Raw genomic sequence first — 14,792 nt, forward strand, 5'->3', positions numbered from 1 at the left:
ATATGCAGGAAGAACGTCAATCAATTCAAGAAATTAATTTAAGCACCGAAATGAAGTCATCCTTTTTAGATTACGCCATGAGTGTTATTGTTTCTCGTGCTTTACCAGATGTAAGGGATGGTTTAAAGCCAGTGCATCGAAGAATTTTGTATGCGATGAATGAATTAGGTAATACAGCAGATAAAGCGCATAAAAAATCTGCCCGTATTGTTGGTGATGTAATTGGTAAGTATCATCCACACGGTGATTCTGCGGTTTATGAAGCAATGGTGCGGATGGCTCAGGATTTTAACTTTCGCTATATGTTAGTCGATGGCCATGGAAACTTTGGATCGGTAGACGGCGACCCAGCAGCAGCGATGCGTTATACTGAGGCGCGAATGTCGAAGATTGCAATGGAAATGATCCGTGATATAAATAAAGATACGATTGACTATCAAGACAACTATGATGGTTCAGAAAGAGAACCAGTTGTAATGCCCGCAAGATTTCCTAACCTTTTAGTGAACGGTGCTTCAGGGATTGCGGTAGGGATGGCAACTAATATTCCGCCGCATCAATTAGGTGAAGTAATTGATGGAGTTTTAGCTGTTAGTCGAGATCGTGAGATTACAGTTGCAGAACTAATGGAAATAATCCCAGGCCCTGATTTTCCAACAGCTGGGCAAATCTTGGGGCGAAGCGGGATTCGCCGTGCCTATGAAACTGGGAAAGGTTCAATCACGCTTCGAGCTAATTCATTTATTGAAGAAAAAGCGAATGGAAGACAAGCGATAATTATTGATGAAATCCCGTATCAAGTAAACAAAGCAAGGCTCATTGAGAGAATTGCTGAGCTTGTCCACGAGAAGAAAATCGAGGGCATTTCCGACCTTCGTGATGAATCAGACCGCAATGGTATGCGAATTGTCATTGAAGTTAAGCGTGATGCTAATGCCAATGTTCTTTTAAATAATTTATATAAACAAACGGCATTGCAGACAAGTTTCGGAATTAACATGCTTGCACTTGTTGATGGTCATCCAAAGGTATTGAATTTAAAACAAATGTTAAGTCATTATCTTGACCATCAAATTGTGATTATTCGCCGTAGAACAGAGTTTGAGCTTCGGAAAGCGGAAGCGCGCGCCCATATTTTAGAAGGTCTCAGAATAGCCCTTGACCATATAGATGAAATTATTTCCTTAATTCGCAGCTCACAAACAACGGATATTGCGAGACAAGGGTTAATGGAGCGTTTCAATTTAAGCGAAAAGCAAGCACAAGCTATTTTAGATATGCGCTTACAGCGTCTAACTGGATTAGAGCGTGAAAAGATTGAGGAAGAATATCAAGAGCTTATTAAGCTTATTGCTGAATTAAAAGCAATATTAGCAGATGAGGAAAAAGTGCTTGATATTATTCGTGAAGAATTAACGGAAATAAAAGAGAGATTTAATGATAAGCGCCGTACTGAAATTATTTCTGGTAGCTTTGGCGATATTGAAGATGAAGATTTAATTCCCGAGCAAAGCATTGTTATATCGTTAACCCATGGAGGCTATATTAAGCGTTTGCCAGCTGCTACTTATAGAAGCCAACGCAGAGGTGGACGAGGTGTTCAAGGAATGGGAACAAATGAAGATGATTTTGTTGAACATTTGCTATCTACTTCTACTCACAATACAATTTTGTTTTTTAGTAATAAAGGCAAGGTATACCGCCTTAAAGGTTATGAGATTCCAGAATTTGGACGGACAGCTAAAGGGATTCCGATCATTAATTTATTAGAAATTGAAAAAGATGAATCGATACATGCCGTCATCCCAGTCGAAGAGTTTTTGGATGATTGGTACTTATTTTTTGCGACGAAACATGGTGTTGTCAAACGTTCACCGCTATCTTCTTTTGCAAATATTCGTAGGGGTGGACTTATTGCTTTACACCTTCGCGAAGGTGATGAAGTAATATCTGTTGGCCTTACAGATGGCCATAAAGAGATTATGATTGGTACGATGAATGGAATGTTAATTCGTTTTAATGAGACGGATGTTCGTTCAATGAGCCGATTAGCTACTGGTGTAAGGGGTATTAATCTTAATGAGGATGACTATGTAATTGGCATGGAAATTATTGAAGGAAAAGAAGATGTCCTCGTCGTAACTCGTAATGGATACGGCAAACGTACGCCTTTATCTGAATACCGTATGCAAAGCCGCGGCGGAAAAGGGATAAAAACTTGTAATATAACTGAGAAAAATGGCCCGTTGTCAGCTGTTAAAGCTGTAACTGGTGAAGAAGATTTAATGTTAATTACGGAAAGCGGTATTGTGATTCGTATGGCTGTTGATACAATTTCGATTACTGGCCGGAATACACAAGGTGTTAAATTAATGAGACTTGATGACCATGAAGTTGTTTCAACAGTAGCAAAGGTTGAGCGGGAAGAAGAAGAGGATGAAAATCAATTAGATGAAGTAGAGGTAGGTCAGGAGGAAACTGGAGAGGATACTCCGAAATCTGAACAAGAAGAATAAGTATGTTCGAAGAGAGATAAACATTACAGTGTCTGGCATCCATATGCATACAATATGTTAGTTGCGAATAATCACCGGTTAACTAATCAATATATTGCAATATGGTGGCAGACACTTTTCTTATTGAATATTAAAGGGGGGAGGAACTTTATGAGAGTCAATCCGAATCAAGTAACAGAGGGATGTATGGTATCAGAAGATGTCTTTTCGCTTACGCAAATACCGATTGTTCCTAAAAATACTGTATTAACGAGTAAAAATTTGGAGTTTATTAAGGCCTTTTTAATCCAAGATATACAAATTGAATCTACCCTAGTAACTGGAGAACCATTCAAGCCTAGTCAAGTTATTCAGGAAGAGGTTGTGCAGAAGAAAGTAGAAGCTGCTCAACAAGGATTAGTAGAGCTTTATTTAAAGGCTGTGCAAGGGTATAAAAAGCTTTTTTTAGGGTGGCAATCAGGTATAGCAGTTGATATGCCATCTGTTAGGGGCATCGTCGTCCCTGTTATTGAAAAGGCATTAGAAACACCGAGAGAAATATTCTCACTTCACCATTATTGTATTGCTGAAGATTATTTATATCATCACGCGATAACTGTTGCGGCTTTATCAGCCTTGTTAGCTAAAAATCTGAATTTTACTAAAGGTGATTGTATACAAATTGGCTTAGCAGGAGCCATGATTGATTGTGGGATGGCGAAAATTCCACCAAAAATTTTTAATAAAAAAGGCTATTTGACTAGGGAAGAATATGATGAAGTGAAAAAACATCCTATTTATAGCTATATTCTTCTTAAAGATATTAAGTTTCTTAAAGAAGAAGTGAAAAAAGCAGTATATCAGCATCATGAAAGAATTGATGGCAGCGGCTATCCAAATGGTGTAAATTCCGATTATATCTACCCTTATGAAAGAATCATATCTGTCGCAGATGTGTATCATGCGATGACATCAGAAAGAAATTACCATAGTAAACAGTCACCATTTAAAGTATTGGAATCTATTTTACAGGATCAATTTGGAAAATTTGATGTGAGGGTTGTTCAAGCATTAACAACGATTATGACTAATTTTTCTTCTGGTACGAAAGTTCGCTTGTCAAATAGTGAGACCGGGGAAATTGTCTTTATTGAGCAAAAGTACCCGACAAGACCAATGGTTAGATTAGATGCCACTGGGGAAATCATCCAACTCATTAAACATCGCGATCTTTATATTGAAGAAATATTATAAGTGATAGGATTGCATCTTGCATCTTAATATTGATATCTATACATATTTGTATAAGACGGTATTAGGTAGTAAGAGGCAATCCCTTTTTTCTATAGTTTGGCTTGTAAATAGTGATTTATAAGATAAGGAATTTTCATGTGGGTAACACTTAAAAAATGCTCAATAAACGGGTAATCTAGACTATCAAATCCATGTAACAGCTCACCCCACCATTCTGTCTCATATCTGCTAATCATACTTAAATTATAAAGCAGCAAATAATGTGTCATGATTTCAGGAAGATATATAAATTGTTCTTTATCAATCGGAATATGTAGTGTGTTTTCATAATAATCAAATTGTATCGGTGCACAATCATTCGGATTGATTGTACAGGTTAATTGCAACTGAAAAAATAGGGGCTGTTTTTCAATATTCTTTTCGTTTTCGAGCAGCTGATGTTCAAAAGGTAAGCATTTTTTTAGAAAACTGGTAAATCGTTCAATCGTCATATGTAAATGATCCAAAATATTTGCAGGAATGAAAAGGGCTTTGTCATGGAATCCAGCAATTTTGTAATTTTGTTGTTTTTCCATACTTATTTGAAAGAGGTAGTTTAATTCGGGAATACGTGCTAAAAGGAATTCCATTGTATATTTTTCAGCATCCAAACTTTGTTCCATGTGGAACATTTTTGCAGCAACATGTGTAAAAAGACCATTTTTTTGGACTTTTACTTCATCTCTTAAAAAATCATAGTCTCTTTTCTTTCTTTTTCTTGTTGTAACCCCATGGGCTAGTACAGTGGAGGATTCTGGATAAGCCGGGTCTACCGTGAGCAAGCACGCTTTAAGAAGCTGAACCATTCCGTAGAATAGGAGAATTGGTTTAATTGAGAAAGGTGCCTGAGTTGCAAGCTGATAATAGCTTTTTCCATGGTCTAAATAGTAAATGAATGGATAGCAGTTTTCGTAGCTTTTTTTTTCCGAATCCTCGATGCCGCTTTTTTTGTAGCATTGCAACAGGTATTTTTGTGCATTCATTGAGGAATAAAAGATGGAGAAGGATTTCCAGATAGAATTCCAAGAGCTCACCATGGCTAAACCTCCAAATTAACATAATTTTTAAATTATTTGTCGAAGTAATTGTCGTTCCTTGACAGTAGTGTGTCCAATTGTTAAGCTAACTAATAATATTTTCAGGAAATTTCATAAGAGGGAGAAGATTTTACCATGTGGGAAAGTAAATTTAGTAAAGAAGGATTAACATTTGATGATGTCTTGTTAGTTCCAGCGCGTTCTTCGGTATTACCGAAAGATGTTGTTGTGAAGACAGCACTTTCAGAGACGTTGAAATTGAATATTCCCTTAATTAGTGCTGGTATGGATACAGTAACAGAAGCGGATATGGCAATTTCGATTGCTAGACAGGGTGGGCTCGGCATTATCCATAAAAATATGCCGCTTGAAGAGCAAGCTGAGCAGGTTGATAAAGTAAAACGTTCAGAAAGCGGTGTTATTACAAACCCATTTTATTTAACACCAGACCAGCTAGTTTCTGATGCCGAAAATTTAATGGGAAAATACCGTATTTCTGGTGTCCCAATTGTTAATAACGAAGATGAATTAAAGCTTGTTGGGATTTTAACGAATCGTGACTTACGCTTTATTCAAGATTACTCTATTAAAATCTCTGATGTAATGACGAAAGAAAACTTAGTAACGGCTCCGGTGGGTACAACACTTGCGCAAGCAGAACAAATACTCCAAAAACACAAAATTGAAAAATTACCGTTAGTGGATGATAACGGAATTTTAAAAGGATTAATCACAATCAAGGATATTGAAAAAGTAATCGAATATCCGAATTCAGCAAAAGACAGCCACGGTAGATTATTGGTTGGTGCAGCTGTTGGTGCAACTGTTGATGCGTTGATGCGTGTAGAAGCTTTAGTAAAAGCAGGCGTAGATGTTATTGTTCTTGATACAGCACATGGCCATTCTGAAGGTGTACTAAATAAAGTTCGTGAAATTAGAAATGCTTACCCAGACTTAAATATTATTGCTGGTAATGTTGCAACAGCTGAAGGCACAAAAGCTTTAATTGAAGCTGGTGCTAATGTTATTAAGGTTGGAATTGGTCCTGGTTCTATTTGTACAACCCGTGTTGTTGCAGGTGTTGGTGTGCCGCAAATTACAGCTGTATATGATTGTGCTACCGAAGCTAGAAAGCACGGTGTTCCAATTATCGCTGATGGTGGTATTAAGTATTCAGGTGATATTGTTAAGGCTCTTGCAGCTGGTGCACATGCTGTAATGCTAGGCAGTATTTTTGCAGGAACAACGGAAAGTCCAGGGGAAACGGAAATTTTCCAAGGGCGTCGTTTTAAGGTCTATCGTGGCATGGGCTCTGTTGGGGCAATGGAAAGAGGTAGCAAAGATCGTTATTTCCAAGAAGAAAATCAAAAATTTGTTCCAGAGGGAATTGAAGGACGTGTTCCATATAAAGGCCCTCTTGCCGATATGATATATCAATTAGTAGGTGGACTTCGTTCTGGTATGGGGTATTGTGGTACAAAAGACTTAGATTCTTTACGCGAAAATGGGCAATTTATTAGAATGACTGGTGCTGGCTTGCGTGAAAGTCATCCACATGATGTCCAAATTACGAAAGAATCACCAAACTATTCAGTGTAAAAAATAGGAAAAATTGGATGCATTCTTTTTGTTTAACAGAGGAGCTTTTCCTCTGTTTTTTTTATAGTAAATTTGATAGAATAGCCGTTGGAGTTGTTCGGCGCATTTGATTAAGGGGAGGGATTGAATTTGAAAAGATTTACGAGAAATAAAGGCTTCATATATAGTTTGCTAACACTCTTTTTATTAACGACCTTTTTAGCGAATTTTCCTACTAAAGCGGGTGCAGTAGAATTAGGACTTGAAGCAGAGGCTGCTATTTTAGTTGATGGTAACTCTGGGAAAATATTGTATGAATTAAACCCCGATATGACGTTACCCCCGGCAAGTATGTCAAAAATGATGACAGAATATTTATTGTTAGAGGCTATTCATAGTAAGAAGGTTAGCTGGGACCAAGAAGTATCAATTACTGATTATGTATACAAAGTCTCACAAAATACAAAACTATCAAATGTTCCACTAAGAAAAGATATAAAATACACAGTAAGAGAGCTTTATGAGTCGATGGCCATCTATTCGGCAAACGGGTCTGCAATTGCTCTTGCTGAAACAATCGCTGGCTCGGAAACGAATTTTGTGCAAATGATGAATAAAAAAGCGCAAGAGCTAGGAATGGAAGATGCGAAGTTTGTCAATTCGACAGGTTTAAATAATAAGGACTTATATGGCATGCATCCGAAGGGTACAGGCGAAACAGATGAGAATATGATGTCATCACGCTCTGTTGCCACACTTGCTTACCGGTTAATTAATGATTATCCAGAAGTGTTGGAAACAGCGAGCATTCCTTTTAAGAAGTTTACAAAAGGAATTGATGGCGAAGGCATTAGCATGTTGAACTGGAATGCAATGTTACCTAATATTCCAGGATATTTACAGCAATTTGCTTATCAAGGTGTTGACGGCATTAAGACAGGATCAACGGAGTTAGCTGGCTATTGCTTTACAGGAACAGCAAAACGTAATGGCATGAGACTTATTAGTGTTGTTATGCGGACAAAATCGCAATATGCTAGGTTTGAAGAAACGAAAAAACTATTTGATTATGGATTTAGCAATTTTGCAGAAAAAGAATTATTCCCTGCAAACTATCAAATGGAAAAACAAGATGTTTTAAAAGTTGAAAAAGGAAAAGAAAAAAATGTGCAAATTGCTACAAAGGAAGCGTTGAAAACAGTCGTAAAATCAAATGAAGAAGAGCTTTATCAACCGAAGCTAGTTCTAGATAAAAAAGCTCTTACAAAAGATGGTACATTAGTTGCCCCCGTTAAAAAAGGCCAAAAGGTTGGCTACTTAACATATGAATATAAGGGTGAAAATAATTATGGCTATTTAGTTAATGATGGTGGGGTTCATGAAAAAGTAGCAGTTGTAGCCCAAGCAGATGTAGAAAAAGCAAATTGGTTTTCACTAACATTGCGGGCAATAGGTGGTTTTTTTGCTGATATTTGGTCAAGTGTTGCCGGTGGTATAAAAGGTTTATTTTAGTAAATTTTTACTAAATCCATAAAATCAAGGACAGAATATTAAAGTATTCCTAGTTGATTTTATGGTTTTTATTATTTTTTCAAAATTAAAATAGGAATTTACGGCGTTTTAGGTTAAAATAATGGACAGGCCTTTATTTGTAAATGATAAAATAAAGAAATAAAATAATGTAATGATTACATACATTTAGGAGGAGTTTTTTAATGTCACAAAATATTGGAACAGAACGAGTAAAACGCGGAATGGCTGAAATGCAAAAAGGCGGCGTTATAATGGACGTTGTTAATGCAGAACAAGCTAAAATTGCCGAAGCTGCAGGGGCTGTAGCTGTAATGGCGCTTGAGCGTGTACCAGCAGATATTCGCGCAGCGGGCGGAGTTGCTCGTATGGCTGACCCAACGATTGTTGAAGAGGTAATGGGAGCTGTGTCAATTCCTGTTATGGCAAAGGCTCGTATCGGCCATATTGTCGAAGCGCGTGTTTTAGAGGCGATGGGAGTAGACTATATTGATGAAAGTGAAGTTTTAACACCTGCTGATGAGGTGTATCATATTAATAAGCGTGAATATACAGTACCATTTGTATGTGGCTGCCGTGACTTAGGAGAAGCATTACGACGTATTGGTGAAGGTGCTTCAATGCTTCGTACAAAGGGTGAGCCTGGAACTGGTAACATTGTTGAGGCTGTTCGTCATATGCGTATGGTGCAATCACAAATTCGCCAAGTTGCGGCAATGTCAGAAGATGAGTTAATGACATTTGCTAAGAATATTCAAGCGCCATTTGAATTAGTTCTACAAATTAAGCGCGAAGGAAAACTTCCTGTTGTAAACTTTGCTGCTGGTGGTGTAGCAACACCTGCTGACGCTGCGTTAATGATGCAATTAGGAGCAGACGGCGTATTCGTTGGTTCAGGAATCTTTAAATCTGATAATCCTGAGAAGTTTGCTCGTGCAATTGTTGAAGCAACAACACATTATCAAGATTATAAATTGATTGCGGAGCTTTCAAAAGATTTAGGGACAGCTATGAAAGGTATCGAAATTTCATCATTACAACCAAGCGAACGCATGCAAGAACGTGGTTGGTAAATAGAAAGCCGGAGCTAGACAGAAAAAGGAGTAATGTAACATGGTTAAAGTAGGGGTTTTAGCTCTGCAAGGGGCGGTAAGAGAACATATTCGCGCACTTGAAGCAGCAGGTGCAGAGGCTGTTCAAATTAAAAAGGTTGAACAACTACAGGATATTGATGGCCTTGTATTCCCTGGTGGAGAAAGCACGACCATGAGACGTTTAATTGATAAATATGGCTTTTTCGAGCCGTTAAAGGAATTTGGTAAAAGTGGTAAGCCGATCTTCGGCACTTGTGCCGGTCTTATTTTAATGGCAACGAAAATTGCTGGTCAAGAAGATGCCCATTTAGGTTTACTCGATATGACGGTCGAGCGCAATGCCTTTGGTCGTCAAGTAGACAGTTTTGAGGCAAGCCTTATGATTACCGATGTTGCTGATGATTTTATCGGTGTGTTTATCCGTGCTCCAAGAATTCTTGAAGTTGGCAAAGATGTTGAGATTATTTGTAAGCATAAGGACAAAATTGTCGCTGTTAGACAGGATCATTACTTAGCTTGTTCATTCCATCCAGAATTAACAGACGACCATCGCTTGGCTGAGTATTTTGTTAAAATGGTGGAAGCAGCAAAAGAAAAATTAGCTGTATAAAAGCTGGAGAAGTGTGGTAAAATAAAGGCATAAATACTAATATAAACAGTGTTGAAGGGAACTAGTAGCATTATTTCTTTTTCCAAGAGAGTCGGTGGCCGGTGAAAACCGATAAAAGAGTAATGTGAATCCATCCCCGAGCAAAATATTGAACAGCATTTTTGGCTAAGTAAATATTTTCGGTTTAAAGACCGTTATGATTGTGAGTGGAAAAAGAGCCTATGCTTTTTTTCAATCAGGGTGGCAACGCGGGTTAACTCTCGTCCCTTTTTATAGGGACGGGAGTTTTTTATATTTATTAAAGGAGGAATCAACGATGCTTGACATGAAATTTTTACGAGAAAATTTTGCAGAAATTAAACAAAAACTGCAATGCCGTGGCGAGGATTTAGGAGATTTTGACCGTTTTGGCGAATTGGATGCTAAACGTCGTGAGCTTATTGCTGAAGGTGAAGAACTTAAAAGCAAGCGTAATGAAGTTTCAAAACAAGTTTCCGTTTTAAAACGAGAAAAGCAGGATGCTGACCATCTTATCGTTGAAATGCGTGAAGTTGGTGACCGTATTAAAGTGATTGACGATGAGCTTCGCATTGTGGAAGAAGATTTACAGCAATTATTATTATCTATTCCAAATGTTCCACATGAAACAGTGCCTGTTGGTGAGTCTGAAGATGATAATGTTGTTGTCCGCAAATGGGGCGAAATTCGAGAATTTACCTTTGAAGCGAAGCCGCATTGGGATGTAGCTGATGAGCTTGGCATTTTAGATTTTGAAAGAGCCGGCAAGGTAACTGGCAGCAGATTTGTATTTTACAAAGGCTTAGGTGCACGACTAGAACGTGCTTTGATTAATTTTATGATGGATTACCATTCTGATAACTACGGTTATGAGGAAGTTATACCTCCTTATATTGTGAATAGAGATAGTATGACTGGAACCGGCCAGCTTCCTAAATTTGAAGAGGATGCCTTTAAAATTGATGGCGAAGATTATTTTTTAATCCCAACGGCAGAAGTGCCAGTGACGAATATGCATCGTGATGAAATTTTAGATGGTGCGAATCTTCCGCTTGCATATTGCGGCTATAGTGCTTGTTTCCGTTCTGAGGCGGGGTCAGCAGGCCGTGATACACGCGGGTTAATTCGCCAGCATCAATTTAATAAAGTGGAGCTTGTCCGCTTTGTAAAGCCTGAGGATTCTTATGATGAATTGGAAAAACTAACAGGTCATGCTGAAAAAATTCTGCAGCTATTAGGACTACCATACCGTGTCATGAGTATGTGTACAGCTGACCTTGGTTTTACAGCGGCGAAAAAATATGATATTGAAGTATGGCTGCCAAGTTATGACACATATCGGGAAATTTCTTCATGCAGTAATTTTGAAGCATTCCAGGCTAGACGAGCAAATATCCGCTTTCGCCGTGAGCCAGGAGCGAAGCCTGAACATGTGCATACACTAAATGGCTCTGGTTTAGCAATTGGCCGTACAGTATCAGCAATTTTGGAAAATTATCAACAGGAAGATGGCAGTGTCGTCATTCCTGAGGTGTTAAGACCTTATATGGGGAATGTTGAAGTTATTAAGCGGAGTGAAGAATAAACCCCAAAAAGGGGAAGAGGCTGTCCAATGTCACTTTTTCGGTTATTGGCTGCCTCTTTCTAATATTGTTATTTATGGTGTTTCCTGAAATGAATACTGCCAATTATCAGCGTTGTTAAAAAGAATACGCCTGCAAGACTCCATGGAATGACTGGCAATGAAGCAATTGATGATTTTTCCATAGCTTCTGTTGTGGCTTGTTCCTTTTCAGTAGCATGTGCATCGACGTTTTCATCGTGGTTAGCTGTTCCACCTTCAGCATGACTAGTTCCATGTGCTGCATCAGTACCATCACCATGTTCTTCCCCTTCGGCATAATGGGTAAATTGGACATATGCTTCTACATATTCTCTGCCTGCGAAAACATCATCTACAGCAAAATCTTTTGTAGCAAGTACTCGCTCGAATCTTTCTTGTAGCCCAGGTATTTTTTCCTCTTCAATAAGCCCTTTAAAGGCATCTAAGTTACCAACCTCAATACTTTTATCAGCTGCTGCAACTGCTTCTTCAATTGGTGTTCCTTTTGGTTTTATACCCGTATAGGGTGCCCCTTCACCAGCTCGATGAACTCTAACTAAATTTTGAAAAAAGTATTGATCAGCAAGCTCTTGTGCCTCAGGGTTTAAGATTCTAACCTTCTTTGTCAGGTTAAAAGCATCCTTCATTTCTTGTTCATCATCTTCTGATACCCATTTTAAAATATAGTCAATATTATTTGTCTCTAGAGCCTTTTCGGCATCAGCAATAACAGGGCCGTCCATCGTGTCGCAATGGGCGCTGGCCATTGAAGGTATTGCGGCGGCGATTGCCATGCTTAAAAAGGCTGCTCCAAAAATTTTTGGCATTTTAAATTTCATGAAAAAATTTCCTCCCTAAAATAGTTGATTTTACCTAAGCGTTAACGGTCTTTTTACTATTTGCTAAGGTATATCTTTAATTTAGAAAAGGAATTTGAACTCCATATGGACTAAATGTGAACTTTTTTGGCGATTTGTAAACTAAAACTAAAGCTAGACCCTTTGTTTAGGGTACTTTCCACCCATGCTCTACCATCTAAACGGTTCATAATCTCATGAACAAGCGCTAAACCTAAGCCTGCTCCTTCTTTCGTCAACGGGCGATCTTTATCAATTTTATAAAATCTTTTCCATACGTTTGGAAGCTCTTCGGGAGCAATGCCAATCCCTGTATCAATGACATGTACATGGACATGATCTTCAAAGGCAATCGCTTTTATAGTAATTTGCCCATCTTCATCGGTAAAGCGGATAGCGTTCGTAATGTAATTAATGAGAACCTGTTCAATTAAATCTTCATCACCAAGAACAGTTGGCAAGTTTGTAGAAATATCAGTTTTTAAAACAATAAAACGATCCTCAGCTAATGGAATAAGCTTGGCAACTGTTCTGTTAATGACTTCTGAAAGCTCTATTTCTTTTTTATGCACCTTCATTTGGCCTGATTCAAGCCGTGATAAATCTAAAAGACTATTAACTAAACGATGAAGTCTTATTGTCTCTTTTAAACTAATTCGAATATATTTATGTTCTTGTTCTTTGCTTGTGATAACCCCATCTAACATTGCTTCAAGATACCCACGAATAGACGTAAGCGGGGTGCGAAGTTCGTGTGAGGCATTGGCGACAAATTCGCGTTGCATACGTTCCATTTCGGCGATTTTATTTTTTTCACTTTCTAAATCATGCAATGATTTTTCTAGAGCTTGCTTCATCGTATTAAACGTATCAGCTAATTTGCCAATTTCGTCTGAGGAATGTACTTTTGGCTGTTGTGTGAAATTTCCTTTTATCATTTCTAGAGAACATTTCGTTATTTCATTAATTGGTTTTGTAATTGATTGGGAAATGAAATAACTGACAAAAGCGACAATAATGAGTGATAGTAAGCCAGCTATCATTACAATTTTCATGGCTTCAATTACGCTTACAGTAATATCCGAAAGAGGATTGCAGACAAAAATAACTCCAACTACTTGCTTATCCGCAAAAATTGGCACGGCAACTGATAAAACAGGGTCATCGATATATTTAATAAATCCATGACTAGTAATGACTTCGCCTTGTAAAGCTTTTTCAAGCTGATCTGATTTAGGTTGTAGATGGTCTTTAATGGATTGATTTTTCAATTCACTTAGCAGTTCTCCATTTTGATCTACAATCCACATTCGCGAAGTATTGATGTGATTATACTCATTAATGATGCGGTTAATTTGTATAAAATTGCTACTTTCAAGATAAGGATTCAAAATTTGCGCCATTTTTTCACCTTGAGTGATTAACTGTTGCTCTTTCTCATTAAAATAATAGCTTTTAAAAAAGAGATAGAAAAATAGAATAGCTATTAAAATACTTAAAAGCGTTATTAACAAATATGTTTTTAGCAGTTTACTAAATACTGTCTTTTTCATTTTTTATAACCTCAAACTTATAACCAACACCCCATACCGTTTGAAGATAGGAATAAGGCAGGCTACTTTCAATTTTTCGGCGCAAACGTTTAATATGGGTATCCACCGTCCGGGTATCGCCTAAATAAGCATATCCCCAAATTTTGTCCAATAGCTGTTCTCTAGTAAAAACGTTTCCTTGATTGCTTGCAAGCAACCATAATAGCTCAACTTCTTTCGGGGTTGTAGTAATTTTCCCTTCACCAACAATCACTTCATATTTTGCAAAATTGATGAGGAGATTAGGAAATTGCAATGTTTTGTTTTTGTTTTCTTCTGTTTTCGCTCTTCTTAAAATGGCCTTTACCCTAGCAATTATTTCACCAGGAGAGAATGGCTTCGTTACATAGTCATCACCGCCTAAATTTAATCCAAGAATTTTATCAGATTCTTCTCCTTTGGCAGAAAGGATGATGATTGGTGTATCCATTGTTAGTCTTAATTCTTTAGCAACTTGCCAACCATTTTTATAAGGAAGCATAATGTCCAAAATAATTAAGTCAGGTTGAATTTTTTTAGCAATCGATAATGCTTGTAATCCATCTCCAGCAATAAATACTGTAAAATCTTCCGCCTCTAAGTATAATTTCAGCAACTCAGACACATTTTCTTCATCATCGACTACTAAAATTTTTCTTTCACACATTTAGAAACCCCCTGTAATGTTATTACTATAGATTCCGCATAGTTAACAATAAATTATATGGCGTAGGAAGATTTAAAAAAGTGACGGAAGTCAAATTTATGTAAAAAAGAACTTTTAACATAAAAGTTTGACAGTAATTCATGATTTGTGCTATATTAACTATTGTCTTAATAAGGAGGAATACCCAAGTCCGGCTGAAGGGATCGGTCTTGAAAACCGACAGGCGGGTTAAACCGCGCGGGGGTTCGAATCCCTCTTCCTCCGCCATACATATGACGCTATAGTCGTTACCAGTAGGTAGCGATTTTTTTAAAAAGATAAGAAAGTATATAATTTTGACACTACCACAGTCCTTGATACTGTGGTATTTTTCGTATATGGAGACAAATATTTTAAAGCGAATATTTTTTGATCATCATAAACATTGGGAAGCTTTCAA

Annotated in this window: 11 protein-coding genes, 1 tRNA gene and 1 other annotated feature; of the genes, 8 read left to right on the top strand and 4 right to left on the bottom strand. The window is 37.6% G+C overall.

Features of this window, described 5'->3' with window-relative positions; genetic code table 11:
• The first annotated feature begins 2 nt into the window (after window positions 1–2).
• Window positions 3–2,516 (top strand): DNA gyrase subunit A, encoded by a 2,514-nt coding sequence (gene gyrA, locus GX497_17280; protein ID HHY74944.1) that lies wholly within the window; start codon window positions 3–5, stop codon window positions 2,514–2,516.
• Between the two features lie 150 nt (window positions 2,517–2,666).
• A complete protein-coding gene (locus GX497_17285) occupies window positions 2,667–3,749 on the top strand; it encodes an HD-GYP domain-containing protein (protein ID HHY74945.1) in 1,083 nt (360 codons plus the stop codon).
• An 89-nt stretch (window positions 3,750–3,838) separates the two neighbouring features.
• On the opposite strand, the gene GX497_17290 is transcribed toward GX497_17285, so the two are convergent.
• Window positions 3,839–4,825 (bottom strand): hypothetical protein, encoded by a 987-nt coding sequence (locus GX497_17290; GenBank protein HHY74946.1) that lies wholly within the window; start codon window positions 4,823–4,825, stop codon window positions 3,839–3,841.
• Window positions 4,826–4,960: 135 nt separating this feature from the next.
• Between GX497_17290 and guaB the strand changes: the two genes are divergently transcribed.
• From guaB to serS, 5 genes are all read left to right on the top strand, one after another.
• On the top strand, window positions 4,961–6,424 hold the full coding sequence (gene guaB / locus GX497_17295; protein HHY74947.1) for an IMP dehydrogenase: 1,464 nt from the start codon (window positions 4,961–4,963) through the stop codon (window positions 6,422–6,424).
• A gap of 129 nt (window positions 6,425–6,553) precedes the next feature.
• Entirely contained in the window at window positions 6,554–7,915 is a 1,362-nt protein-coding gene (locus GX497_17300) for a D-alanyl-D-alanine carboxypeptidase (protein ID HHY74948.1), read from the top strand.
• 203 nt (window positions 7,916–8,118) lie between these two features.
• On the top strand, window positions 8,119–9,006 hold the full coding sequence (gene pdxS, locus GX497_17305; protein HHY74949.1) for a pyridoxal 5'-phosphate synthase lyase subunit PdxS: 888 nt from the start codon (window positions 8,119–8,121) through the stop codon (window positions 9,004–9,006).
• Window positions 9,007–9,046: 40 nt separating this feature from the next.
• Entirely contained in the window at window positions 9,047–9,637 is a 591-nt protein-coding gene (gene pdxT / locus GX497_17310) for a pyridoxal 5'-phosphate synthase glutaminase subunit PdxT (GenBank protein ID HHY74950.1), read from the top strand.
• Between the two features lie 42 nt (window positions 9,638–9,679).
• Window positions 9,680–9,908, top strand: a binding site (T-box leader).
• 45 nt (window positions 9,909–9,953) lie between these two features.
• A complete protein-coding gene (gene serS, locus GX497_17315; protein HHY74951.1) occupies window positions 9,954–11,240 on the top strand; it encodes a serine--tRNA ligase in 1,287 nt (428 codons plus the stop codon).
• Window positions 11,241–11,308: 68 nt separating this feature from the next.
• Here serS and GX497_17320 read toward each other — a convergent pair whose 3' ends face one another.
• The 3 genes from GX497_17320 to GX497_17330 all read right to left on the bottom strand — a co-directional run bounded on the left by GX497_17320 (window position 11,309) and on the right by GX497_17330 (window position 14,353).
• Complete coding sequence (locus tag GX497_17320) at window positions 11,309–12,097, bottom strand: LysM domain-containing protein (GenBank protein HHY74952.1); 789 nt, start codon at window positions 12,095–12,097, stop codon at window positions 11,309–11,311.
• 110 nt (window positions 12,098–12,207) lie between these two features.
• Window positions 12,208–13,668 (bottom strand): cell wall metabolism sensor histidine kinase WalK, encoded by a 1,461-nt coding sequence (locus GX497_17325; protein HHY74953.1) that lies wholly within the window; start codon window positions 13,666–13,668, stop codon window positions 12,208–12,210.
• Window positions 13,649–14,353: a response regulator transcription factor gene (locus GX497_17330; protein ID HHY74954.1), complete on the bottom strand. Its 705-nt coding sequence runs from the start codon at window positions 14,351–14,353 to the stop codon at window positions 13,649–13,651. Before GX497_17330 ends, GX497_17325 begins: the two co-directional genes overlap by 20 nt.
• A gap of 174 nt (window positions 14,354–14,527) precedes the next feature.
• Here GX497_17330 and GX497_17335 point away from each other — a divergent pair.
• Window positions 14,528–14,620, top strand: a tRNA-Ser gene (locus GX497_17335).
• The last annotated feature ends 172 nt before the right edge of the window (window positions 14,621–14,792 follow it).

The sequence above is a fragment of the Bacillus sp. (in: firmicutes) genome, from assembly GCA_012842745.1.
GTDB lineage: Bacteria > Bacillota > Bacilli > Bacillales > Bacillaceae_J > Schinkia.